Origin of the sequence: Vreelandella populi (genome assembly GCF_003989825.1) — a bacterium.
Classification (GTDB): Bacteria; Pseudomonadota; Gammaproteobacteria; order Pseudomonadales; family Halomonadaceae; genus Vreelandella; species Vreelandella populi.
The window spans coordinates 100,218-124,291 of the sequence record NZ_RZHE01000006.1 but is presented as its reverse complement, the minus strand read 5'-3'; the positions used below and the strand labels follow the sequence as shown (position 1 = coordinate 124,291).

General features: G+C 52.9%; 29 protein-coding genes. 20 read left to right on the top strand and 9 right to left on the bottom strand.

All coding sequences use genetic code 11. From position 1 onward, the window contains the following. The first annotated feature begins 23 nt into the window (after positions 1–23). Entirely contained in the window at positions 24–917 is an 894-nt protein-coding gene (locus ELY25_RS05605) for a dihydrodipicolinate synthase family protein (protein WP_126950304.1), read from the top strand. An 18-nt stretch (positions 918–935) separates the two neighbouring features. Here ELY25_RS05605 and ELY25_RS05600 read toward each other — a convergent pair whose 3' ends face one another. Further along, positions 936–1,871, bottom strand: coding sequence for a glycerophosphodiester phosphodiesterase (locus ELY25_RS05600; RefSeq protein WP_126950303.1), 936 nt, complete (start codon positions 1,869–1,871; stop codon positions 936–938). 124 nt (positions 1,872–1,995) lie between these two features. On the opposite strand from ELY25_RS05600, the gene ELY25_RS05595 reads away from it, so the two are divergent. Together ELY25_RS05595 and ELY25_RS05590 are read left to right on the top strand one after the other, a co-directional pair. After that, positions 1,996–3,588 carry a PQQ-dependent sugar dehydrogenase gene (locus ELY25_RS05595; protein WP_126950302.1) on the top strand — a complete coding sequence of 531 codons (1,593 nt, stop codon included), beginning with the start codon at positions 1,996–1,998 and terminating at the stop codon, positions 3,586–3,588. A gap of 279 nt (positions 3,589–3,867) precedes the next feature. Further along, positions 3,868–4,056, top strand: a complete 189-nt coding sequence (locus tag ELY25_RS05590) for a LysE family translocator (RefSeq protein WP_236995653.1) — start codon at positions 3,868–3,870, stop codon at positions 4,054–4,056. Between the two features lie 34 nt (positions 4,057–4,090). Here the strand turns inward: ELY25_RS05590 and ELY25_RS05585 are convergent, their stop codons facing one another. From ELY25_RS05585 to pdxR, 3 genes are all read right to left on the bottom strand, one after another. Continuing rightward, positions 4,091–5,497: an aminotransferase family protein gene (locus ELY25_RS05585; RefSeq protein ID WP_126950301.1), complete on the bottom strand. Its 1,407-nt coding sequence runs from the start codon at positions 5,495–5,497 to the stop codon at positions 4,091–4,093. Between the two features lie 32 nt (positions 5,498–5,529). Further along, positions 5,530–6,303, bottom strand: a complete 774-nt coding sequence (locus ELY25_RS05580) for a sulfite exporter TauE/SafE family protein (protein ID WP_126950300.1) — start codon at positions 6,301–6,303, stop codon at positions 5,530–5,532. Between the two features lie 166 nt (positions 6,304–6,469). Further along, on the bottom strand, positions 6,470–8,002 hold the full coding sequence (gene pdxR / locus ELY25_RS05575) for a MocR-like pyridoxine biosynthesis transcription factor PdxR (RefSeq protein WP_126950299.1): 1,533 nt from the start codon (positions 8,000–8,002) through the stop codon (positions 6,470–6,472). Positions 8,003–8,242: 240 nt separating this feature from the next. On the opposite strand from pdxR, the gene ELY25_RS05570 reads away from it, so the two are divergent. From ELY25_RS05570 to ELY25_RS05555, 4 genes are all read left to right on the top strand, one after another. Beyond that, positions 8,243–9,172, top strand: coding sequence for a transporter substrate-binding domain-containing protein (locus tag ELY25_RS05570; protein ID WP_126950298.1), 930 nt, complete (start codon positions 8,243–8,245; stop codon positions 9,170–9,172). Positions 9,173–9,266: 94 nt separating this feature from the next. Beyond that, on the top strand, positions 9,267–9,908 hold the full coding sequence (locus ELY25_RS05565; RefSeq protein WP_126950297.1) for an amino acid ABC transporter permease: 642 nt from the start codon (positions 9,267–9,269) through the stop codon (positions 9,906–9,908). Positions 9,909–9,955: 47 nt separating this feature from the next. Next, entirely contained in the window at positions 9,956–10,621 is a 666-nt protein-coding gene (locus ELY25_RS05560) for an amino acid ABC transporter permease (protein ID WP_126950296.1), read from the top strand. Then, positions 10,614–11,381: an amino acid ABC transporter ATP-binding protein gene (locus ELY25_RS05555; RefSeq protein ID WP_126950295.1), complete on the top strand. Its 768-nt coding sequence runs from the start codon at positions 10,614–10,616 to the stop codon at positions 11,379–11,381. Before ELY25_RS05560 ends, ELY25_RS05555 begins: the two co-directional genes overlap by 8 nt. An 82-nt stretch (positions 11,382–11,463) precedes the next feature. On the opposite strand, the gene ELY25_RS05550 is transcribed toward ELY25_RS05555, so the two are convergent. Continuing rightward, the gene (locus ELY25_RS05550) at positions 11,464–12,366 is read right to left on the bottom strand and encodes a LysR family transcriptional regulator (RefSeq protein ID WP_126950294.1); all 903 of its coding nucleotides are present in this window, start codon (positions 12,364–12,366) and stop codon (positions 11,464–11,466) included. Between the two features lie 105 nt (positions 12,367–12,471). Here ELY25_RS05550 and trpB point away from each other — a divergent pair, with 105 nt between their 5' ends. The 3 genes from trpB (at position 12,472) to ELY25_RS05535 (ending at position 15,102) form a co-directional block, all read left to right on the top strand. Then, on the top strand, positions 12,472–13,677 hold the full coding sequence (trpB, locus tag ELY25_RS05545; protein ID WP_126950293.1) for a tryptophan synthase subunit beta: 1,206 nt from the start codon (positions 12,472–12,474) through the stop codon (positions 13,675–13,677). 20 nt (positions 13,678–13,697) lie between these two features. After that, positions 13,698–14,537: a tryptophan synthase subunit alpha gene (gene trpA, locus ELY25_RS05540; protein WP_126950292.1), complete on the top strand. Its 840-nt coding sequence runs from the start codon at positions 13,698–13,700 to the stop codon at positions 14,535–14,537. Between the two features lie 250 nt (positions 14,538–14,787). Continuing rightward, a complete protein-coding gene (locus ELY25_RS05535; RefSeq protein ID WP_126950291.1) occupies positions 14,788–15,102 on the top strand; it encodes a hypothetical protein in 315 nt (104 codons plus the stop codon). Between the two features lie 77 nt (positions 15,103–15,179). Here the strand turns inward: ELY25_RS05535 and ELY25_RS05530 are convergent, their stop codons facing one another. Continuing rightward, positions 15,180–15,953 (bottom strand): SDR family oxidoreductase, encoded by a 774-nt coding sequence (locus tag ELY25_RS05530; RefSeq protein ID WP_126950290.1) that lies wholly within the window; start codon positions 15,951–15,953, stop codon positions 15,180–15,182. Beyond that, complete coding sequence (locus ELY25_RS05525; RefSeq protein ID WP_126950289.1) at positions 15,953–16,279, bottom strand: nuclear transport factor 2 family protein; 327 nt, start codon at positions 16,277–16,279, stop codon at positions 15,953–15,955. The genes ELY25_RS05530 and ELY25_RS05525 overlap by 1 nt, the downstream gene beginning before the upstream one ends. Positions 16,280–16,370: 91 nt before the next feature. On the opposite strand from ELY25_RS05525, the gene ELY25_RS05520 reads away from it, so the two are divergent. Genes ELY25_RS05520 through ELY25_RS17980 form a run of 4 tightly spaced genes read left to right on the top strand, consistent with a single transcriptional unit; the run spans position 16,371 to position 17,182 of the window. After that, complete coding sequence (locus ELY25_RS05520) at positions 16,371–16,742, top strand: winged helix-turn-helix transcriptional regulator (protein WP_126950288.1); 372 nt, start codon at positions 16,371–16,373, stop codon at positions 16,740–16,742. Between the two features lie 10 nt (positions 16,743–16,752). Beyond that, on the top strand, positions 16,753–16,902 hold the full coding sequence (locus ELY25_RS17990; RefSeq protein ID WP_236995652.1) for a hypothetical protein: 150 nt from the start codon (positions 16,753–16,755) through the stop codon (positions 16,900–16,902). Between the two features lie 27 nt (positions 16,903–16,929). Further along, positions 16,930–17,097 (top strand): GNAT family N-acetyltransferase, encoded by a 168-nt coding sequence (locus ELY25_RS17985; protein ID WP_236995651.1) that lies wholly within the window; start codon positions 16,930–16,932, stop codon positions 17,095–17,097. After that, entirely contained in the window at positions 17,045–17,182 is a 138-nt protein-coding gene (locus tag ELY25_RS17980) for a hypothetical protein (RefSeq protein ID WP_236995681.1), read from the top strand. The genes ELY25_RS17985 and ELY25_RS17980 overlap by 53 nt, the downstream gene beginning before the upstream one ends. A gap of 33 nt (positions 17,183–17,215) precedes the next feature. On the opposite strand, the gene ELY25_RS05510 is transcribed toward ELY25_RS17980, so the two are convergent. Beyond that, positions 17,216–18,184 carry a zinc-binding metallopeptidase family protein gene (locus tag ELY25_RS05510; RefSeq protein ID WP_126950287.1) on the bottom strand — a complete coding sequence of 323 codons (969 nt, stop codon included), beginning with the start codon at positions 18,182–18,184 and terminating at the stop codon, positions 17,216–17,218. A gap of 205 nt (positions 18,185–18,389) precedes the next feature. Between ELY25_RS05510 and ELY25_RS05505 the strand changes: the two genes are divergently transcribed. The 3 genes from ELY25_RS05505 (at position 18,390) to ELY25_RS05495 (ending at position 20,953) form a co-directional block, all read left to right on the top strand. Continuing rightward, positions 18,390–18,959: a pyridoxamine 5'-phosphate oxidase family protein gene (locus tag ELY25_RS05505; RefSeq protein WP_126950286.1), complete on the top strand. Its 570-nt coding sequence runs from the start codon at positions 18,390–18,392 to the stop codon at positions 18,957–18,959. Between the two features lie 114 nt (positions 18,960–19,073). Continuing rightward, the gene (locus tag ELY25_RS05500) at positions 19,074–19,469 is read left to right on the top strand and encodes a hypothetical protein (RefSeq protein ID WP_126950285.1); all 396 of its coding nucleotides are present in this window, start codon (positions 19,074–19,076) and stop codon (positions 19,467–19,469) included. Positions 19,470–19,603: 134 nt separating this feature from the next. Beyond that, entirely contained in the window at positions 19,604–20,953 is a 1,350-nt protein-coding gene (locus ELY25_RS05495; protein WP_221885489.1) for a carboxylesterase family protein, read from the top strand. A 42-nt stretch (positions 20,954–20,995) separates the two neighbouring features. Here the strand turns inward: ELY25_RS05495 and ELY25_RS05490 are convergent, their stop codons facing one another. After that, positions 20,996–21,247: a hypothetical protein gene (locus ELY25_RS05490; protein WP_126950284.1), complete on the bottom strand. Its 252-nt coding sequence runs from the start codon at positions 21,245–21,247 to the stop codon at positions 20,996–20,998. Positions 21,248–21,473: 226 nt separating this feature from the next. Between ELY25_RS05490 and ELY25_RS05485 the strand changes: the two genes are divergently transcribed. The 3 genes from ELY25_RS05485 (at position 21,474) to ELY25_RS05475 (ending at position 23,958) form a co-directional block, all read left to right on the top strand. Further along, on the top strand, positions 21,474–22,181 hold the full coding sequence (locus ELY25_RS05485; RefSeq protein WP_126950283.1) for a haloacid dehalogenase type II: 708 nt from the start codon (positions 21,474–21,476) through the stop codon (positions 22,179–22,181). A gap of 724 nt (positions 22,182–22,905) precedes the next feature. Further along, entirely contained in the window at positions 22,906–23,412 is a 507-nt protein-coding gene (locus ELY25_RS05480; protein ID WP_126950282.1) for a super-infection exclusion protein B, read from the top strand. A 114-nt stretch (positions 23,413–23,526) separates the two neighbouring features. Continuing rightward, positions 23,527–23,958, top strand: a complete 432-nt coding sequence (locus ELY25_RS05475) for a hypothetical protein (RefSeq protein WP_126950281.1) — start codon at positions 23,527–23,529, stop codon at positions 23,956–23,958. The last annotated feature ends 116 nt before the right edge of the window (positions 23,959–24,074 follow it).

Below are 24,074 nucleotides of genomic sequence, written 5' to 3'. Positions count from 1 at the left end.
CTTCATTTTAAGGATAGCTGCCCATGTTTACCGGCCTGAGTGCATTTCCATTGACGCCCATGAACGAGCAGGGGATTCGTGAGGACGAGTTTTCCGGTTTGGTAGAACTCCTGGCCAAGGCGCAGGTGGACTCTATCGGCGTGCTGGGCTCAACCGGTAGCTATGCCTATCTCAGCCGAGAGGAGCGGGCTCGCGTTGCCCGGCTGGCGGTCGACAGCGCAGGCGATGTGCCGGTGATTGTCGGCATTGGCGCATTGCGCACGCGCGATGTTCTGGCATTAGCAGAAGATGCCCAGCAGGCAGGCGCCAGTGGCGTACTGCTGGCGCCGGTTTCTTATCAAAAGCTGACCGATGACGAAGTGTTTAGCCACTATGAAGCGGTCTGCCGTTCGCTAAGCGTGCCGCTATGTGTTTACGATAATCCGGGTACGACCCACTTTGAGTTCAGCGATGAGCTGCATGGCCGCATTGCTCAGTTACCGCAGGTGCAGTCTATCAAGATCCCGCCGGTCAGTACGGATCTCAACGCTGCCCGCGAACGGGTTAAGCGGTTGCGTGCCTTGGTTCCAGAGGATGTCACTTTGGGTATTAGCGGCGATGTCGTCGCGGCCACCGGTCTAATTTCGGGGTGCGATAGCTGGTATTCCGTGCTAGGCGGGCTATTTCCTGAAACGGCGCTGGCGATTACCCGCGCCGCCCGGGCAGGCGATGCCCAAACAGCTCAGCGGCTGTCGAACGAACTGGAGCCGCTATGGACGCTTTACCGCGAATACGGCGGGAGCCTGCGGGTCATCGCGACGGTGGCCGAAATACTGGGTAACGTAAGTAGCCCTAGCCTGCCGCTACCGCTGGAAACCTTGCAGGGCGACGCGCGTAAAAGGGTAGAACAGGTGATCGAGCAGCTTAAGTGGGACTAGAGGCTTCTATTAAGCGCGTTATTCAACAAGCTCGATCAGGCGGTCCGGGTAGTCAGTGAACAAACCATCCACACCCCAATCGATTAGCTGCTGCATCTCATCAGTATCGTTCACCGTGTAGACGTGCACCGCGAGGCCATTTTCCTGGGCCTGGCGAACGAAGCTTTCATTGATGACGTCTTCGCCGTCATAGAGATAGTTGGTGCCCAGGCCGACCGCATACTCGGCCACCGCCAGGAAATCCTCATTGGTGATCTCTTCAGGTCCCGGCGTTACGCCGGTCCACTCGGTCAGGCGCGCTTCGTTCTTTTCGTCCGGCGAGTACCACACCAGCTGAATCAGCGGGATATCCGCATTCAGCTCGTGAATCTTCAAAAGACTTTCCTGATCGAAGGACTGGATCAGCACGCGTCCGGTATTAATCATGTCGTAGGCTTCCAGGCGGCGAACCAGTCCCGCTTCCACACCCGGGTTAAGTTTTGGTGATTTGGTTTCCAGATAATAACGGGCATCTTGGCCGAAGCGGTTGAAGACCTCCTCGAGCGTTAATATCTCGGCACCGATGAAAGCGGCATCCGCCTGGTCAGGGTAGGCGTCGTTAAACCACGATCCCGTATCCAGGTCTTTAAGCTCGGCAAGCGTATAGTCGTTAATGTGGCCTTCGCCATTGCTGGTGCGCTTAAGAGTACCGTCGTGAAAGGCCACTAGTTCACCGTCGGAGGTCATCTGAATATCCAGTTCCAGATAGTCCGCTCCCCAATCGTGAGCTAACTCCAACGCCGCCATACTGCTTTCTGGAGCATGTCCGCTGGCGCCGCGATGCGCAATCACCTGAAACGACTGTAGATCTTTTAGCTGCTGCTCCAGCGCAGCGGTTTCTGCTGACGCAGTAGAGGTGGTAGCAGCAGCGAAAAGACCTAACGACACAGCGGCAAACAATGGATATCGTTGCATGAGAATTCCCTTGGTTGAATTTACGATCAACCCTACTGGGTTTATTTCATGAATCCAAACCAAATTTAAAAGACAGTAATTTGCATAACAAGCCAATTGCTTCCCTTTCAATTGAGGCGCAACGATGACAAACAAGCCTGGATGGATATCTACAATAATCAGCTTTCTTATCGCGTTACTCGTTGGCATTGTGTCAGGAAGCGTCATTCAAACGCAGATTAACTTAGTCGCGCTTCAGGATATGGGAGTGGAAATACCCATGGGCCTGTGGCTGACGACAACACTGCAAGACCTGCTCACGTTCGCGCCTGTTTACGCATTGCTGTTCTCGGTAGGCTTTTTGCTTTCGCAATTGCTCGCGGTGTTTATCGCTCACCGTTTCGGCAGCCGTTTTCAAGCATTGCTGAGTATTGTGGGGGCGGTATTAGCACTGACGCTTACCTTTACGGTCGTCGATACTTTCGCCCCGATGCCGACGCTGATCGCCGCCACGCGAGAAACCCTGGGATGGGGATTAATGCTGATAAGTGCGGTGCTGGCCGGTGGGCTGTTTGCTTGGTTAAGGGCTCGCTCGATAAAACGCGCGCATCGCTCTGGTGTGGCAAGCCTGGCATTGATGTTTAGTGTGAGCGGCTTGGCCTGGGGCGCACCAGCGGTACATGCGCAAGACATCCCCCCGTATCAGATCACTACCATTGCCGAAGGGTTGGAACACCCTTGGTCACTCGCCTTTCTTCCGGATGGGCGCATGCTGGTCACTGAGCGGCCAGGGCGTCTGCGCTTATTAAGCTCTGATGGTGAAACGCTTATTGAATCTATCAGTGGCGTACCCGAGGTTTACGCATCGGGCCAGTCTGGGCTATTTGACGTGCTGCTCTCACCGCAGTTTGAAAACGACAGCCAGCTGTTTCTAAGCTACGCCTGTGGTAACTGGGAAGCTAACCATACGTGCCTGGCCCGCGCGGTATTAACGGAAAATAGCTTAGAAGACGTTACTGAAATATTTCGTGTACAACCCGCTAAACGGGGCGACGCCCACTATGGTGGACGCTTGGCTTGGCTACCAGACGAAACATTGATACTGACTTTGGGCGACGGCTTTGACTATCGCGAAGAAGCGCAGAATCTGGATAACCACATAGGCACGCTTGTGCGTCTCAATCGTGATGGTAGCGTGCCAGACGATAACCCTTTTGTTGGCGATGACAAAGCTCGCCCAGAAATCTACAGCTATGGTCACCGCAACGTGCAAGGGCTGGTGGTAGACACCGAGCATCCGCGCGTGATCATTCACGAACACGGCCCGCGCGGCGGTGATGAAATTAATATCATTAAAGCAGGCGCTAATTACGGCTGGCCGATCGCCACTACTGGCCTGGATTATACCGGTGCTCGTGTAACGCCTTTCCAAGAGTACCCCGGCACCGAGCCACCGCTGCTGGAATGGACGCCCTCGATTGCCCCTTCGGGCATGACGCTTTATACAGGTGAGCTATTTCCGCAGTGGCAGGGTGACTTGTTCGTTGGCGCACTGGTGAGTAAAGAAGTACGCCGGGTAAGGCTTTCCGAAGACGGAACTCAAGCCGAGGATAGTGAAGGGATGTTCGGAGGACCAGATGAGCGTATCCGTGATGTACGTACCGGGCCCGAAGGCGCTATTTATTTACTCACCGACAACCCGGCAGGCCGAGTACTGCGGGTAACGCCAGCACCGTAAGATGCTAGTGAATATCTAGCAGGTTTAGTTGAGCGGAGCTATGGGCGTCACTACTTTGGTTACTGCTGATTTAAAGCCTACGTAAGGATGTGGCAATAAAACTGCAAGGAGCTTTACTTGAATACGCTGACCTAGCTGACCTAGCTGACCTAGCTGACCTAGCTGACCTAGCTGACCTAGCTGACCTAGCTGACCTAGCTGACCTAGCTGACCTAGCTGACCTAGCTGACCTAGCTGACTTACGTTGGCGTTACCTTTGCTTTGATCATTTAGCCACAGTTGATTCAGTTCGTAATCCTGGCGGTAACCTGGCTGGTGATCGATTTCACCTTGATGTCGACCTATGCAGGCCTTGGCTCCAGCATCAGCCGCTGGTTCCAAAGCCTGCATCGTTATAAATGCTTTAATCGGGCCACCGGCGGCTTATTTATCGCCGCCGGGGGGACGTTAATGGCGTCTAATCAGTAAAGGATGTGAAGGAGGTTAATTTTGTTGGACCATTTTATGTCGCGGCTAACCCTTGGACTTGCATAACGTTTTCAAATGCTTGATCAAGTAGATCGACAATATGGTCTATATCCTGCACTGTGGCAGTTAATGCGGGGCTGAAATTAAGGATATTGTTATAGCCAGTCAAGCTTCGATTAGTGCGCCCAATGAGTAGCCCCAGCTTTTTACATTCTGCCGCAATGGCTATGGGAACTGCTTCATCAACCGGCTGCTTGGTATGTCGATCCTCTACTAGCTCAATACCTGCAAAGAGTCCTTTACCGCGCACGTCGCCGATGATGGGATATTTAGCGGCCAAGCGCTGGAAGCCATTTAGCAAACGCTCACCCATGGCTGCACTGTTCTCAACCAATCCTTCCCGCTCAATAATAGTGAGATTGGAAAGGGCCGCTGCCTGGCCGGCCAAACACCCACCAAAGGTAGAAATATCCCGAAAATACCCCAGCGTATCTCCGGGAGCTTCCTGAAGTAATGTATAAATTTTTTCCGTGGTCACGGTGCATGAGATAGCGGCGTATCCAGAGGCAACCCCCTTCGCCATCGTTACAATATCTGGCTGGATATCATAGTGTTGGTAGCCAAACCATTGACCGGTTCGGCCAAGACCACATACGACTTCATCCATGATCAATAGTATGTTATGCCGTTTGCAAATCTCGCCAACTTTTTCCCAATAACCCTCAGGGGGAGTGATGATCCCGCCGCCAGCGGTAATAGGCTCCAAAATAACCGCGCCAACGTTATCCGGCCCCTCTCGAAGAATTGTTTGTTCTAAAGCTTCGGCGGCTTGCAGGCCGTAATTTTCCGCATCTGAGTATTGGTTACGGTATTCGCAGCAGTGGGGAAACTCTATGAAATCGGGGACAAAAGGGCCGAATTGAGCTCGCCGTTCTGATTGACCTGATGCTCCCAAGGTTGCCAGCGTGGTACCGTGATAATCTCGTTCTCGATAAAGAATTTTGTGTTTTTTACCTTGATAGTGCTTATGGCTAATTTGCCGAACCATTTTGAAGGCTTTTTCATTGGCTTCTGAGCCTGAGCTTGAATAATACACGCGACTCATCCCTGGCATGTGCTGTAACAACTTAGCGGCGAATTGCGCGGCGGGCTTACTGGCCATTGAGCCTGCAAAATAGTTAAGTTCGATAAGTTGCTGATAAACTGCGTCGGCAATTTCCTTACGTCCATACCCGACATTAGTGACCCAGACACCTCCCGCTGTAGCATCTAGATACTCTTTGCCCTCGCTGTCCCAAAGGCGTAGCCCTTCGCCGCGGACAAACATGGAAACACCCTTTTCTGCTGCAGCACCGGGCGTTAGATGATGCCAAACATGGTTCTGGTCATAGGCTTTAAGTGTGTCGATATGTTGGCCATCATGGTTGGTGAGAGCTGTCATTTGATATCTCCTATAAAAGAGGCTGAAGCGGATTAGAAGGACGACGATGAGAGAAAAATTGTCCATAGTTCGCTGGCTAAGACCCATAGCGCCATCACGACTAATAAAGGACTGACCGTCTTTCGGTAAGACACAGGCGGATAGCGCTGAAAGCAACGCTGACCAACTGATGCGCCCAGTAACGCCGCCGGTAACAGGGCTGCGCTAACGGTTAATGTTGGTAAGGAAACGGCACCGTTTAAGGCGTAGCCCATGACGGCGGTAGCGCTCGCGGCGATAAAAAACAGAATGGCGGTTGCCCTTGCTCGGGCAGCATCTAACGTGGTGTGCATTAAGTAGAGCATTAGCGGAGGGCCGCCCGCTGATGCAATGCTCATGGCAAGACCAGAAACAGCACCTGCAGGAAGTGCCATTGCCAAGTCGCGACGCCTGGAGAGAGCAATCGTACCAGGGCGACAAAAACTGGCTAAGGCACCAAGTAAGCAAAGTGTGGCGATCAGCAATTTAGCTGCACCGGCAGGCAGTGACGCCAATGCTAGAGGACCTGTTAAGGAAAAAGCCAGCATAGGGGGGGGCAAGCGGGCAAGAATTTGCCGATCGGCAAACTGCCATGCGTATTTCAGTAGCCCCAGTGCACCTAAAAGGTCAAGCAGTAGTACCACCGCGATGACTTGAAGCGGAGGTAAAACCCATAAAAGGCCTAAGGCGAGCGTTATTGAGAAACCAAAGCCGGCATAACCTCTGACTGCTCCTGCCAGGAATGTCAGCGTCAGGCTAGGTATCAACCAATCCGCGTCTATTGCCATAACTACCTCTCTGTTAGTCGAACCATGACCTTAAGAGGGAAGGCGGCAAAAGCTCTAGAGCCAGTTATTTACTATTGGTGTGACATCTCATGTCCGCTAGTCGCTAAATCTCTGCCTGAATGGCGTAGTGCGTGCAGGTAGATGAAGCGGGCGTAATAAAGAGTCGTTAATTGCAGGCTGAAAGCAGACACGCATCAGCAAACTGTTGAATGCCGGGGACTATCTGTTCAGTGCTAATAGCTTGAAATCCGAGCCTTAAAAAATGGCGCGGCGGAGCCGAATCGAAAAAATGCTGGAAGCCAGGCTCAATCAGTACCCCATGTTGAGAGGCTTGCCAAGCGAGGCGCTGGGTATCCAAGCTGGCCGGTGTTTTGAGCCAAAAGGCACTGGCCCTTGGGCTACTGTGACAGGCAAATTCGGGAATATATCTCTCTAGCGCCTCACGCAGCGTATCCCGGCGACGATCAGTATCGGCGGTATGCGTTTTTAGATGGCGCTCATAGTGCCCTTGAGCGATAAATTGCGCTACCTGCTGTTGAGAGCCGCCAGGAGGGTGACGATACATCAAACGCCTTAACGCCCGCATTTCGTCAATAAGGTCCGAGTCTGCCACTATATAGCCAAGCCGTAACCCAGGCGCAAAGGCTTTTGAAAAGCTGCCTAGGTAAATAACCCGCTGACTGGCAAGGCCTGCTTTTAGAGCGGGAAAAGCATTTTTATCGCCGTGTAATTCAGCATCATAATCGTCTTCAATAATGATTTGATCATAACTAATGGCTTGCTGGATCAGCGAGTGACGACGACCCTGGCTCATTGTGATGCCCGTAGGGACTTGATGACTGGGAGTTATGTATAGATAGTCACAGCGAGTCGAAGCTTCGCTCAACACCATCCCCTGAGAATCTATTTGATGAAACTCGATGGATGCGCCGAAGTGTTGGAAGACGTTGGCGGCCTCTCGATAGCCCGGGTTTTCCATTCCCATTTTGCTGCGGCTATCCAACAGCAGTTTAGAAAGCATATACAGCGCGTTTTGAGACCCCAGAGTAATCAATATTTCATCGGGCTGGGCGAAGATGCCCCTTCTGGGCAGCACACGCTTGCATAGCTGTTCGATTAGTAGTGGGTCATCTTGATCGATGCGGTCATTTAACCAGTTTTTATCTCGCGACCCGCTGAGTAGCCGCCGGGTAACGCTGCGCCACTGTGGAAGAGGGAATTGCTGCGTATCTAACTGACCATAGATAAAAGGGTAGGGGTAATTACGCCAGTTGCTGGGCTTTAGAATTCCTTCATAGCGGCTTGGCCGTTGGGTCAAGCGGCTGTGCCAATTTGGTGCAATATGCGTATGTTTATCCCTTAAAGCGTGCGGTTGCAGCGTGCTTTTAAGCATTCCGCTTCGTCTGGCTAACATAACGCTTTCTGGAGAGGCTGACGGTAACGCTGCTGGGTAATAGTCGGGGTGCAAGTAGTAGCCGCTGCGCGGGCGGCTAACGATATAGCCATCATCCGTCAACGATTCGTAAACAATAGCCACCGTATTGCGAGAAATACCCAATTGATGAGAGAGCTTTCGGCAGGAAGGCAGGGCTTCATCACTGGGGAGACTACCTGCATGTATCGCTTCCAATAGCACAGTTCTTAGCTGTTCCTGTAAACAACGATCATCGTTTTTCTGTACAGACACACCAATCATCATAAGCAAACCCTCGACACAGTAGGGTAACCGCTAAGTGGAAGCGCCATTTGCTTGCTAGCAATCGCTTTTGCAAAACTTTTCTCCATCTGTGCCAAGCATATTTTATGCCACTAACTGTCCTATGAATGTTTTGTAACTGGCTCTAAGCAGTGTGAGTAGAAAAATCTAAGGTGGAAATCGCTGGGGGCATTGCTCAGCACCGGTTGAAATCACGTCAATATTCATCAAGGAAAACGAGCCATGCACACTATTTCCAATGCTGTACCGCTTTCCTGGAGCGGCTCTAGTCAGACAAAGAGCACGTTATCGACAACATACTACTCATTAAAAAAAGGAGCGTTGCTAGCGATTGGCAGTTTGGCAATGGGAGCTTCATTAATGTCGCTTGCAGCTGATTTGCCGGAGGTAGAAGAGCGGGGTTATCTGCGTGTCGCCACAGAAGATAACTATGCTCCCTTCAATTTTATGAGTGGTAATGATCCCGACGGCTTTATTGCAGATGTGCTTGTCGAATTAGAAGCGTACGCAGATTTTGAGATTCGGCAGGAAATCCTGCCCTGGACAGGGCTGTTAGCGGCTGTATCTAACGGCCAGTATGATGCGGCAATAACAGGCGCATCCGTTTCTGATGAACGGTTGCGGGTATTCAATTACGCACCGCCTTTTGCGTCAGCGCAGCACTTTTATATTAAGCGTGCTGACGATGACAGTATCAATAGTATTGCTGACCTAGATGGTAAAACAGTTGGCGTACAAGCGGGCAGTGTATTGCTAAGCCGACTCCCTGAACTTGAAGCCATGTTGGAAGAAAGTGGTGGAAGCTTGGGGACTGTTATGGAATATGAAGCTTACCCAGAAATTTATGCTGATCTCGCAAATGGTCGTCTCGACTACGTTATTAACTCAGCAGTACCGGTTAATGATCTTATCAATGAACGGGGCGATATCTTTGCAGCAGGGCAAGCTGTTTCCGGTCCTGGCTTTGTTGCCTGGCCAGTGCCCAAAAATAGCCCTGAGCTATTAACTTACCTAACTGACTTTATGGCTCATTTAAGAGACTCGGGTCGCTTGAAAGAACTCCAGGAGGTCTGGTTTGGGGAGTCATTTGATGACCTGCCAACCACGCCTATTACCAGTGTGGCTGAGTTTCACGAAATGGCAGGCATGTAATCCTCGCCTAATACGGTATGCACCTTTTACTCAGGCACTTCACGGCATGTTTGCTTAGCGGGCAGGCATGCTGTGATCCAAAAGGAGCGATGCGATGGATGGTAATGCGTGGGGCTTGCTGTTACAGGGCGCCTGGACCACAGCATGGATATCGGGAGTTTCCATTCTATTAGGCGTATTCCTGGGGTTAGTAGTAGCCCTCTTGCGGTTGGCAAAGATCCCTTTTTTAGACCAGTTGCTGGGGGCTTATATCAGTCTCGCTAGAGCAACGCCTTTAGTTACCCTTATTTTATTTATCTTCCTTTCGGGCCCGACATTGGGCATTAATTTAAATCGAAGCACCGCCGCCATTATGGCGTTAACGCTTAATACAACCGCTTTTAACGCGGAAATATGGCGCTCTGCTTTTAATAATTTCTCTAAGGAGCAGCGCGAGGCAGCAATGGCTGTTGGTATGACCCCGTGGGTGTACTTTCGCCGAATTATGTTGCCTCAAACCGTTATTACAAGCCTGCCGAACCTTGTCAACGAGATGTCATTTTTGGTGAAAGGAAGCCCCGCTATTGCCGTGATTGGTATCGTTGACCTAACCCGCGTCACCAATCGAATTTCCGCCGTCACGTATGACCCATTACCCCCTATTTTGGCCGCAGGTGCCCTTTATATGGCAATGATAGGGCTATTGGTTTGGGGCCAACGTATAGCAGAGCGCAAGGCTAACCGCTTGGCAATGTAGCTGGAGTGCAACGTTATTAAAACAGTGCATAGCTATAAGGGGAATAAATGAGTAACTGGGAAATTTTATGGGCCTCGCGTGATGTGTTCTGGCAAGGCTTTGGTAACACGCTAACCATATTTTCGATATCGGCAGTGCTCTCTTTTCTGTTGGGAAGCCTACTGCTTTTCTCAATGGAGGGCGTCAGGCCAAGATTGAAAATACCGCTGCGTATCTTTATCGATGCAATGCGAATGCTGCCTTTCTTGATTCTTGCTTACCTCTTTTACTATGGCCTGCCTAGTGTTGGCATACGCATGACCGCATGGCAGGCAGGCGTACTGGCCCTGGTGCTCTACCATGGCGCGTATTTTGCAGAAATTCTACGAGGTAGCCGGATAACGCTTTCAAGCGGTCAGGAAGAAGCCGCGATTGCTCAAGGGTTTTCACGTCCAACAATGTTTCTACGAATTATTTTGCCACAGCTAGTGCTTAGAACACGGGGAGTGATGGGTAATCAGCTAATTATCCTATTAAAAGATACTGCGTTTTTAGTGATTATTACCGTACGAGAGTTAACTGCTGCTGCCAATAGTTTATCGAGTACGTACTTTATTCCTATGGAAGCTTTTATTGTGGTAATCGGTTTTTATTGGATGATTAGTTTGGCGCTGGAGCAAGGTATCCGTTTCCTGGGACGTATTGGCGAGAAGAGAGGGTTTAACAATGCCTGAGCAACCAGAGGTCAGTATTCGTAATTTATCAAAGAGTTTTGATGGCATCGAAGTACTACGTGATGTCGACTTAGAAGTAAAAAGTGGTGAAGTAGTTAGTATTTTGGGGTCGTCGGGTTCAGGAAAGTCGACGTTACTTCGCTGTATAAATTGGCTGGAAACCCCCGATCGAGGTGAAATCCGTATTAATGGAGAACGGATTGGCCTACAGGATAAAACTCAAAAGCCGATGAGTCGACGTGAGCTAGCGAAAGTACGCACTCAGTTGGGAATGGTTTTTCAAAGCTTTAATTTATGGCCCCATTTAAATGTCCTCCGTAACGTGACAGAAGCGTTGATCTACGTACAGGGGCTTAAAAAGAGCGATGCGGTTGAACGTGCCATGGCATTTCTACATAAAGTCGGTATGGCTGAAAAAGCTGCGAGTTACCCCGCGACACTTTCTGGCGGGCAAAAGCAGCGGGTAGCCATTGCTAGAGCATTGGCCATGCAGCCAAAGGTAATGCTGTTTGATGAACCGACCTCAGCACTTGACCCGGAATTAGTAGGGGAGGTTCTGAGTGTAATGAAAGATCTTTCAAGCGAAGGTTACACTATGATTATTGTGACCCATGAGATGGATTTTGCCCGCAATGTTTCGGATCAAGTAGTGTTCCTTGAAAAGGGAATTATTATAGAAAAATCGGCTCCTGAGATCTTTTTCCACTCCCCAAGAAGTGAACGTGTACGACGTTTCTTGGAGCTAGATAAAGTTGTATAAAGCTATCCTCGATAGAGCATTTAGCGTTATGGGCCTGAGGCCAGCTACTCAATGCTTGGCACAAAAAAGGTAATGGCTAGGTTTATAAATCCGTACCGCCCAACTCCCGTTTAAGCCACTCGGCCAGCTGTTCACTGCGTTGGCTATTGTGGTGGCGGGGCAGCCATAGGCAAAGCTTGGCGGGTGTTTCGATAAACCCCCAGGGCGCAATGAGCCGTCCGCTTTTCAAGTCATCTTCCACCAGCAGTTTTGGCGCAATGGCCACGCCCAGGCCTGCCACGGCGGCTTCCATTAAATAGTAGAGATGATCAAACCCCTGGCCTTTACGTAACGCCTCTTCAAGGTGTGCCAACTCAAGTTTTTGGGCGCTTGCCCACTGCGGCCAGGCCTGAGGGCGTGAGGCGGTGTATAACAGCTTGCTGGAAAAAAGCGTCTCGGGCTTTGCGGGGTCGAGCTTGTCTTGCTGGTGAGGGCTTACCACCGCGCCAATCTGCTCAGGCATTAACTCTACGACGTCTACCTCGGCGGGCCAGGGCGGCTCGGAAAAGGCCAGAGTAGCGCTGATAGTGTCCTGCTTGGCGGGCAGTTCACTTTCGCTGACTACAACCTGCAGTTTGAGCTGGGGAAGCTCGCGATTCAGGCGGCCCAGCCGGGGAATCAACCAGCGCGCCAACAGGCTGCCCGGGCAGGCGAGTGTGAACGGCGCTTCCTCCACATCTCGCTTGAGATCTGCGCAACTATCGCGCAGGCGAGTAAACGCCTCGCCAATGCCGTGATAAAGCCGTTCGCCATGGTGGGTAAGCTCAATGCCTCGGCCCGCTTTGGCAAACAGCGCGACGCCGAAATGTTCATCCAGGCTGCGAAGCTGGCGGCTAACCGCGCCGTGGGTCACGCTTAGCTCATCCGCCGCGGCGGTCACGCTGCCAAGCCTCGCGGTGGCTTCAAAGGCTCGCAGAGCGCTTAAGGGTGGCATGCTGTGTTGCATCGACAGTTGACTCCAGCTCACATATTAACGATATCTTATCGATTTTTATCTCGGCCTGCTTGCGCTACTTTCAATGCAACTGTTACTCCGCTTTGAGAGGTCATCATGAACCAATCTGCGATCCAGCCTGATATCAACGGCCTGTTTGGCCAATTCGGTGGCCGCTTTGTTGCCGAAACGCTGATGCCGCTGATTCTTGAGCTGCAGGCCGAATACGACACTGCCAAAGATGACCCCGAATTCCAGCGCCAGCTCGCCTACTTTCAGAGCGACTACGTAGGTCGGCCCAACCCGCTCTATTTCGCCGAGCGGCTTACCGAGCACTTTGGCGGTGCGAAGATTTATCTCAAGCGTGAAGAGCTTAACCATACCGGCGCGCACAAGATTAATAACTGCATTGGCCAGGTGCTGCTAGCCAAACGCATGGGCAAAAAACGCATCATCGCCGAAACCGGCGCCGGTATGCACGGCGTGGCGACCGCCACCGTGGCGGCGCGGTTTGGCTTACCCTGCGTGATTTACATGGGCTCAACGGATATCGAACGCCAGCAGCCCAACGTATTTCGCATGAAGCTGTTGGGTGCTGAAGTGATTCCGGTCACCTCAGGCACCGGCACTTTGAAAGACGCCATGAACGAAGCGCTGCGCGACTGGGTCACCAATGTGGATGACACTTTCTACATCATCGGCACCGTGGCCGGCCCGCATCCGTATCCTGCCATGGTGCGCGATTTCCAGGCAGTGATTGGTCACGAGACCCGCGCGCAAATGCAGGAAAAAGAAGGCCGCTTGCCGGACTCTTTGGTTGCCTGCATTGGAGGCGGCTCCAACGCCATGGGGCTGTTCCATCCATTCCTGAACGATGCCTCGGTCGAGATGATTGGCGTTGAAGCTGGCGGCAAGGGCGTTGAGAGCGGTCAGCACGCGGCAAGCCTGAATGGCGGCGCACCCGGTGTGCTTCACGGTAACCGCACCTACCTGCTGCAGGATGAAGACGGTCAGATTATCGACGCCCACTCCATCTCGGCAGGCCTGGATTACCCAGGCATCGGCCCAGAACACGCGTGGTTGCACGAGCAGGGCCGCGTTGAGTACGTGTCGGCCACCGACGACGAAGCGCTTGAAGCCTTCCAAACCTGCTGCCGCCTTGAAGGGATTATCCCCGCCCTTGAAACCGCCCACGCCTTGGCCGAAGTTGCCAAGCGGGCGCCGAATCTGCCCAGCGATCACCTGATGGTGGTCAATCTGAGCGGACGTGGCGATAAAGACATGATGAGCGTGGCCCACTACCTGGGGGAAAAATTCAAATGAGCGTACATAAGGAGACTGCCATGAATCCCAACTCGCGTCTTGCAGCACGCTTTGCCGCGCTCAAAGCCGAAAACCGTCCGGCGCTGGTGAGCTACGTCACGGCGGGCGATCCGGACATGGCTACGTCACAGCGTATTCTTGACGGCCTGCCCGGTACCGGGGTGGACGTGATCGAACTGGGCATGCCGTTCAGCGACCCTATGGCCGATGGCCCTGCGATTCAAAAAGCCGCCCTACGTGCCCTCAAAGAAGGCCAGACCCAGGCCAAAACCCTGGAGATGGTGCGCGCCTTTCGCGAGAAAGACACCACCACGCCCATCGTACTGATGGGTTACTACAACCCCATCTACCGCTATGGCGTTGAGCGCTTTTTGACCGACGCTGCCCGCGCCGGGGTAGATGGTCTGATTGTGGTCGATATACCGCCTGAGCATGACGACGAGCTTTGCCAGCCCGCTGCCCAGCACGGTATCGATTTTATCCGCCTGGCCACGCCCACCACGGACGCCAAGCGCCTGCCCAAGGTGCTGGGCAACGCCTCCGGGTTTGTCTACTACGTCTCGGTGGCAGGTGTCACCGGTGGCAGCGCGCCCACGCCCGAAAAACTGGAACGCTCGGTGAGCCAACTTCGCGAACATACCCAGCTTCCCATCGCGGTCGGCTTTGGTATTCGTACGCCCGAGCAGGCCGCCATCATTGGCCGATTCAGCGATGCGGTTGTCGTTGGCTCTGCGCTGGTGGATTGCATCGAACAGGCCGCAACGCCTGATGAAGCTGTCAAAGGTGTGCATGATCTTGCCCGCGAACTGGCACAAAGCGTTCGGGACTGCCGCGAGGTGCGCGAGCCACAGGTTAGCTAACCGATATAGTAACGCAGCAAACGCATGCTATAAGAGCAGGCCACTGAGCCTGCTCTTTTTTGTGCCTAACTTTTAATAGAGTTTCAGATGGAAGCCGCTCAGGCTCGCGAGCGTTCAAGCACAATCTATTCTCAGGTAAATAAAGCGTCTTGCTTTCTTATGCTTGTACGCGTCTATTGCCCTAGGCATTATCTGCGTTCTCAACTACCTGCCATGTTGGCAACCCAGGTTTTGTATTCAAGAGGACATAATGGGAAAGCTTATTTCACTGATTGTGCTGGTCGCGCTGGGCTATACCGAAGTGTACTTCTATTACGGCCATGCCGTTAAACAGGAAGTTCAGCAACAGCTGGATAACCGCGGCTTATCTTCCGTCAGCGTCGATAACGTTGAGTACGGTGTGCTGGCGCCTATTAGCACCTCCGCGAACCTTACGGTAAGTATTACCTATCGCGGAACTCAGGCTGACCTGGATTTAACCGTGGAAGGCCACCCCGTGTTTTCTGATGAGGTAAGCGTCAGGCTTGATGGCCTGCAAGCGCTGCGCTTGGGCATCGGCTTCTAAAATCAAAACCAACACTCATACAAAAGAGTAGGGCGCTAAGAGTAGGCTGAACGGTATCAATTTTGCCACGGCTAATCTCACACCACGGGAATAGTGCCGCCATCAATCACGTACTCCGCTCCCGTGATGGTGGCTGCTAGTGGTGACGCTAGAAACGCAATCAGATTGGCCACCTCAGCAGGTTTTGAGGGTCGGCCAATCGGGATGCCGCCCAGCGATTCCATGATGATCTGCTTGCCGCCTTCGTAATCAGTGCCTGCCTGCAGAGCAAGCCGCTCCGCCAAGGCAACGGATGCTTCTGTCTCAATCCAGCCCGGCGCTACTCGCACTACGCGCACGCCTTTGGGCGATACCTCTTTGGATAGGCTCTTGCTATAGGTGGACAGCGCCGCTTTGGCAGCCGCGTAAGCCGTCGTCGACTCAGGCAGGGGAAGCTCACGCTGAATAGACGTCACGTGGATGATCACCCCTTCGCCCTGGGCCAGCATGCCGGGCAACAAGGCACGGTCCAGCCGCACGGCTGGAAAGAGATTGAGATCAAGTTCCCTCTGCCACTCCGCTTCTCCAAGTGCTGCGAACCCACCGCCCGGTGCTGATGAGCCGCCTAACACATGCACGATAATATCCACGCCACCCAACCGCGCGTTGACCGCATCGGCCACCGTGGCGCAACCCTCGGGAGCCGTGAGATCAGCGGCAATAAACAGCTCTTCAGGCAGTGCGGCGGTGCGGGCGCGTGCGGTTGTCAGTACCTTTGCTCCTGCTTCGCGAAAGAGCGCCACCACGGCTGCGCCCATCCCTTTGCTCCCGCCGGTTATCAATACGCGACGTCCATCCAGGTTCAGGTTCATTAGTGGATCTCCAATGACTGAATTTGCTCACCAGCTAGCTGGAAGGTTTGATCAAGCTGAACCGGGCTGCCAGGAAAGTTACCGGTGACGGTCGTGGCAACCATAACGGTACTGCCTTGTTGATCAACACTGGCTGGCGTAACGCGATATTCAAACTTACGACGAGCGGCGCGTAACCAGGATTGAATAGCCGTGTGGCCTTGGTGTGTTTCTTCCTCATCAAACACCCGGGCATCTTGCGTAAAGCAATCGACAAGGTGAGTATCATCCCCACCGTTGCTGATCTCAAAATAGGTGGCGATGGATTCAGGTAGCGACAAATTCATGATAGGCATCTCTTCAAGCGTTGATGAGCGCCAATCTTCTGCCTAGGCTTACTGGTTAACAAGAACGCACAAAAAGGTAAGTGACTCACCAATGAGAAAGATTTATACGCCTACTAGCGCCGCAAGCGATGTAGAAAATATATTAAAAATGCTGGAAGGGCGCTGGAAGCTCATCATTCTCTTCCACCTCTTTGATGGCAACGTTCAGCGCTACTCAGATTTTGAAAAACTAATCCCCGGTATCTCCCAGAAAATGCTGGCCCAACAGCTACGCCAGCTGGAAGCGGATGGAATTGTGGCTCGCAAGGTCTATCCACAGGTGCCGCCAAAAGTGGAGTATCGCCTTACCGAATGGGGGCAAATGCTCTGCCCGGCGCTTGATGCTTTGCTGAAGTGGGCAGAGCAGAAGGATGACTTTGCCAGCCCTGCCCAGCAGAACGATCAAGATGTAGCTACCTGTTGAGAACCCCCTGATGCACTACCGCCCCATGACGATTGAAGATTACGACGCGGCCGTAGCGCTATGGTTGAATACGCAAGGCGTGCGGTTGCGCGATGCGGATTCCCGCGAGGGCATTGCCCGGTATCTGCAGCGTAACCCCTGTTTAAGCTTTGTGGCCTAGGCAGCGGGAGAAGTGGTAGGCACCATTATGGGCGGTCATGACGCGCACTGGGGCTTTATTCAGCACCTGGCGGTCGCGGTATCCCATCGCAATATGGGCATCGGCTCGAAACTGGTAACCCTGTGCCTGGATGCGCTTAAAAATGAAGGCATCCAGAAATCTCATAATGCTGTTGATCGACAACGAAGCCGGTAGGCGCTTTTGGAGCAAGCTGGGCTGGGAGTTTCGAACCGATATCGCGCTCTACTCGTTTATCAACGGCGGCGGCCCCAATGCCTAAGAGCCGCGCGTTCTAGCGAATTGTTTTTAGTGTTTAAAGGCCTTGGGCGCCGCGTCGTAACCACTCATGCACAAAGGCAAGCTTGTGCATTGCCACGTCAGATAACACGAACGGATAAATATCTGAAAGCCCCATGGAGCGGTTAACGTGATTGACCCCGGCCACCAGGGCCGCTGCAATATGGATCAGGCGCTCGGCGTCCGGCTCGGCGTAGGCATCCCACTTGTGGTCGCGGGGTAGCTCCGGTGAATCCATGCCGGATGACACGAAGCTGTCGGTAATGTCGGTTAAATGCAGTAGGTGAGACGTGGTTTCGGCCCAGTCCTCATGAGGGTGGGATGAGGCATAGGTAGAGAGAAACCGTTCACGCCAATCTGCTGGCGGGCCTTGTGTGTAGTGGCGTTTAAGGGCGGCCGGATAGTCGGCACGTTCATCGCCAAACTCCTTACGAAAGGCGTCTAGAAAATCTTCCCGCAGACTTAACCGCCACCACAGCATATGGGCGATTTCATGGCGCATATGGCCAATCATGGTGCGGTAGGGTTCTTCCAGCGCTTCGCGGCGCGTGGTGCTCAGTACTGGGTCCGCCTCCGCTACGCTAATCGTTACCACACCGCCTACATGGCCCATGGGCACCGGCGTGGCACCTTCGGCCAGCATATGAAACGTGGGCGGCGCACCCGGATCTTCCGGCCTAAACCAATGCCAGCGGCCCAGGTTATCAATCACCCAGCGCTTGGCGGCTTCAGTTTTCGCCCAGTTAGCAATCGCGTTAGGGATTTCAGGGTCCGGAGCCAATGCGGTCATTGCACAGGCGCGGCAGAACTCGCCCTCTTTAGGGGCAACCCAGTTACAGCCAATCACTTCACGGTTCGCGCAGAAGGGCGGCATGGGAATAAACGCCCGTGCCTGGGGGTCGTAAGCCACCGGCACGCCATCGGCCGTCACCAGATTATCAAACCACAACGAACCGGCACCGACCGGGTTAGAGAAAACGCGCATGTGCCGGGTACTCATAAGAAAGGAGGTTTGAGTCTAGGCAGTGATGCGCAAGTGCGTCCAATGACTTCTGCACACAAGTAAAGCTCAACGCTTATCATCCGAATAATCTGTAGGCGCAGGCTTTAGCCCGCGACGATTCCAGCGCGTGCTATAAATAACCGCACGTGTATAAGACCCTGCTTAATCTTTGATCTAAAGGTGCCTCATGGCGATAAGCGAACACCCCTGGGCAGAAGAGCTGCCGCTACTCTATGACCACCTTTGGGCGCGCCTGACCCTAAGCGTAAACGACCGCCACGCACCGTCCCGTTATCCCACTTTGGCCACCGTTAGCGAAAATGGTATGCCGCAAGCGCGCACGGTAGTGTTGCGCGATGCTGATAAGCAGGCGGCAACGCTTGCCATCTATACGGATATTCACTCAGAAAAGATAAGCGCCCTGCGCGCCACACCCGTAGCCGCGTTGCACGTATGGGATGCGGCTGAGCAGTTGCAAATACGTATAGAGGCCAATGTCACCCTACTGACTGGCGAAGCAATCAGCGAGCAGTGGCAGCGCTTGCCTGAACATGCCCGCAGCGCCTACAGCAGCGGCCCGGCGCCGGGCGAGCCGATTGCTGATTCACTGGCCTATACCAAAACGCCAGACGAAAACGCTTTTGCGGTGCTGTGGTTGGATATTCAAGCGATAGAAGCATTGCACCTGGGCCAAAGCCATCGACGCGCAGAGTTCTCACGCGCCAATAATTGGGTAGGGCAGTGGCTGGTTCCTTGATACCTGCACTTTGGTGGCATGTAGGAGCAGGCTGCACTCGGCTGATAAACGCGTAGTCGCTTTTATCCATTCATCCAGCACGCCATCTAACACCTGTTAGGTAAAGGTATAGCAATGGCATTCGTTTCGGTGACTCGGTTGCGGATTCGTTCATTACGTTATATTCCGCTGTTCATGATCTACACGTTGAAAACCGCACTCCAGGCAAAAAGAGCACCTGGGAATCTTGGCGTTCGATTAAGGAAAACAAAAGGGCTCACCTTCTGGACGTTAACCTCCTGGCACGACCAACAAGTGATGTCCGCCTATCGTGCTACTAATCCCCACCGCAACGTAATGCCTAAACTCAAACTTTGGTGCGACGAGGCTTCGGTAGTAAACTGGTCACAAGAGACTAGTGTATTGCCAAATTGGGACTACGCAGTGACTCAAATGTTGAAGTCTGGTCGTCTATCAACAGTCGACAACCCATCGAATGTTCAGGCAAGCGGACAAATTAACGTTACCTAAGTACGCTGCAGCCGATTGGCTAAACCTCATTCGGCCTTGGCGGCGATAGGCGAGCTGGGAAGTGTAGTACTTGGAACTTGAACGATGCCGCGCTCATGCGCGCGGTTGCATGACTAAATAATCCCAGGAGCCTTATGCCCGCCTCTAAGCCGAACGACCACGACATGCCTAGCTTTAACACCCCCGCTGGCGAGATTATTGGCTGGCGCGACCGTGGCGTTATACGCGCGACGGGCATTCTCTACGCCCGCACTCAGCGCTTCTGCGCCCCAGAAGACGAACCGCCAGCCACCGATCTCATCTACGCCACCAAGTGGTCGCCAGCATTACCGCAAAATACTATTCCTGAGCTGAATGAAGCGCTTGGCGTTACCGCCCGAGAGTTTCACCCCCGCGAAGGTGAACTGCATTTGTCGGTCACCGTGCCGGATAGCCCCTCCACAGCGCCGCGCCCTGTAATGGTATGGATACACGGTGGCTCCTATGTGTTTGGCGCCGGGGATCTCTCGGTGTTCGATGTGCGCCCGCTCGCGCTTGAACAAGACGTGATCGTGGTGGCTGTGAACTACCGGCTCGGCCTGTTGGGTTTTCTGGGCGGCTACGCTAACCGGCCTGCCAACCTGGGGCTGCTTGATATTATTTCAGCTCTACGCTGGATCAATACCAACATCGCATCCATGGGCGGTGACCCCGGCAATGTCACCTTGTTCGGCCATTCGTCTGGCGGGGAAGCGGCGGCCCATTTGATGATTGCTGAAGGCACAGAAGGGCTTTTTCAGCGCGTGATCATCCAAAGCGCGCCGCTGGGCATCAGCCGCGGCCGGGCGAAAATGAACGCTAAGATGAGCCAAAAAGCCGCCACCTTAAAAGATGATGCGCCGCTGGATGAAATATTGCGCACACAGCCTCACGTGGCGAAAGCCGCACGGGGTTTTGGGCTGAAATCGTCCATGCCGTTTGGCACCCAGTACGGCCACTATCCGCTGCCTGCTGAATCCCAAGCTGACGCCGCCTGGCGCCGCGCTGCGCCGAAGTTTGACGTCTTCATTGGCCACACCGAAGAAGAAACCGCCATGTTTCTGGTGATGTCACCCAACCTGATGCGGCTGCGTAAGCTTCCTTTAATAGGCGAGACGGCCACCAAGGCGATGGTGGCCTCCACGACGCACAAGGTGTACAAGCGGGAGGCACTTAAATTTGCCCGCCGACACGCGAAGGCCGGGGGCAACGCCTACATTTACAGGCTGGACTGGGGCAAGGGCCGCTACCCGTTTGGCGCCGCGCACACGATTGAGCTTCCGCTGCTGCTGGGCGAACCCGCCAGCTGGCAGTATGCCGACCTGGTAAAACACGTGGATGAAGCCACCTTGCTTGAGCACGGCCAGCGCCTGCGCGCCCTATGGGCCGACTTCGCGCGAGATGGGCAACTACCGCCCACCGGTCAGCTTGAGCCGCAAATAGTGCAGTGGTGGCAGGCTAGCTAGGCTGTGCACGGACCTGCTAGCCGTTCATAACTCTTGAAAGGGTTATTCGTCACTCTTACCTACATTCGCCTGCGAAGCGTCGTAATCCTGGGTATCGTCCGAGTCGGACCCAGGTTCGCTTGAGGTTTCGGCCTCGTAGAGCCGCGCCGCTTCAATAGCCTCGGGCTCAAGGTTGTGTCGTGAAATTTCCTGCGGGGCGTCGGGGTCGGTAACGTCTATGACACGCCACGCTAAACCCATGATGGCATCCTCTTGATCTTCGCTGACGGACTCTACGCGTGTGGTACGGGTCATGTTCTCTTCTCCATGAGTGCGGCTGCTGGGTAGTCTTTTACTATGGCAGAGCAGGGTGAAACCTGCCGGGCTTGCGAATAAATTTAACCAAGCGCGGGGTAAGCGCTCGCCACCTTGGCCGCCACTTCCTTTCGTGGGTGTGAAATAAAGCAAAGTATGCTCAGCTGAAGCATTCTGATTGCTATAACGTTACCACTAATAACAACTATCCCTTGAGGAGGCATTAATGAAAGCCATCGTGTTTGACGTGTTCGGCACGGTTGTCGACTGGCGAACCAGCCTGATTCATCAGTTCGCAGAACTTGGAAAAGAGCTGGAGAAAGAGCTGGGCTTCGAGCTGTCCGGTGAAGCGCTGGCGGATCAATGGCGGCAGCTTTACGCGCCTTCGATGGATAGGGTACGCAAGGGCGAAATCCCCTGGACGGACCTCGACGATCTGCATCGCGAAAGCCTGGTTCAGCTTCTTGGTCAACACGGTATTGCGCTGGACGAGGCAACCATTGATCGCATCAACCTATTCTGGCATCGGTTGACGCCCTGGCCGGACGTGCAGCGCGGTCTCACGCAACTGAAAGAAGACTACATCATCGCTACGCTAACCAACGGCAACATTTCACTGATGGTGGATGTGGCCCGCCACGCCGAGCTGCCCTGGGACATGATCTTCTGCGCCGAGCTATTCGAGCACTACAAGCCAGACGCGGAGGTTTATCTGGGCGCGTGCCGTTTGCTGGGTTTGCCGCCCGAAAAGGTGATGCTGTGCGCCGCACACAACGCCGACCTGCGGGCCGCGCGAGCACTCGGCATGAAAACGGCATTCATCCCCCGGCCCACGGAGTACGGCCCGCAGCAGCAAAAGGATTTAGCTGCCGAGGAAGCGTGGGATTTCGTGGCGGAAGATTTTATTGCGCTGAGCGAGCAGCTAAGAAAGTAACCAGGGAAATCTACCTGAACGCACATCCCTCTACGCGCGCCACATCTTAAAGATAATTCGGAAAAAGCCATTGCCAACGCCAATGTCTTCGACTAAAAAACTAAGCCGCCGCGATGGGATTAATCTAAATTAACTGCTAGCCTCGAAATATTAGAGCGAAAAACGCCGCAGGGAATACACGATGCAGAATTCTCGCCAACGGTTCACGCTACCAAGCAGCTCATACAAGGGCAGGCCAACGGCATTCTGCCGGCCGGCTCTACGGACGGTTGCCCCCCGCGAACGCGGCTATCTGCCACGCCACTACTTTTCATGCAAGGGCGTGCCGGTAGACGACTTATTCAGCGTTTCAGAAACCACGACTTATCGCCCTTTTAAACGGCATACAGTATGTTTTTCGCTGAGTAAGATTAAGGGTGTTGCTTGGAGTTATAGCAGCCGGTTGAGGCTATAGTGACCGGGATAGAGTATTATGAGCCAATTGATAAATGACGCCTTTCGACCCAAAGCGGCCCTTCCAGCGAAAGCTGCATGCTGATTCAGCCGTGTGTTATACAGCTGGCACGATAATCTATGCTATGCTGCCTATTTATACTTAATTTATTTTAATTTCAACAGAATAGTTCGTGAATGATGGGCTGTATAATCTGAGTGAACGCGCCGCCGAGTTCATTCAGGTTATGTAGAGGGGTGTATAATAACTGTTATGCATCAAAGGATGATTATGTTGGAAGCAAAGAAGATTTTTGACTGGCTCAAACTATCCCCTAAGCACGCTTTCATCTTGCTAGTGCTTACCAGCATTTTACTTTTTGGTGGCGATAAACTGACAATACTGCTTGGTTTAGAAAAGGCGAAGGAGCTGGCTCAACCTTGGCTAGGTGTTGTTTGGCTTCTTTGCGTATCTCTATTAGCTGCTGAGCTTTTCATTCCTGGTTTTAAATGGGCAAAAGGTCGCATCTCCCATCTACTAAAGATGAAGTTCTATCGAGAAAAGTTGCACCAGCTAACTCCAGAAGAGAAAGTGTTTCTGAATCAGTATATTGAAAACGATACGAAAACAGTTTCGGCTCGCTATACAGATGGCATTGTCCAGGAACTCATCACAAACAGAGTTATTAGGATCGCATCGAGTATGTCGCAGTACGGTGATGTTTTTCCGTTCAACATTCAGCCATGGGCATGGCGCTACCTTAAAAAGAAGCCTCACTTAGTGAAAGTTGATGCATAACAAGCAAATCAACTAGGCACTCGTCGCTGCGCTCCTTGCGGAGACAAGTGCCACTACGCGGCGGAGCCGCTGCACTTACCCGTTATTTGGGCGTTATATTTCAAGGAGGCTGAATTGAGTTTTATTGATGAATCTAGGGCTTATCTAATTGAAATGGGTATAGATTCTGATCTATACCATGCTGATTTGTCATTGCGCTTCAATAACGATGTTGACTTAATCGATTCATTGATATCTAAGTTTGGGGTTAAAGCAGGTAGTGGTGATACTGAAGCTTTTAACTCGCATATCAAGCAATACGGTATATCTGGTGGCAGTGACATTTGTAACCACGCCTATGATATTTTTAATTACATCAGGATGTTCAAAGACGGTGGCCGTTTTGGGCTTTATAAGGGGAGACAGGCCGAATGGGAAGGGCCGGTCGTAACTCTTCGCCCAGATGATGTTCCAAAATCAGACCTAGGTGTATTAACTGAAGGCATGTCAATCTTCCGAGGTATGTCCGAAGCTGAATTCATTAGTGGTCGGTTTGGACAGTCTTAGACAACGAATCTTGACGTTGCCAAAAGATTTGCCAAAGAAACTTATAGTGACATGCAGAAAGGTATGGTTGCTAGAACCTCTCTGGACAAAAAAATGCGATCTATCGCTCTGAGCCT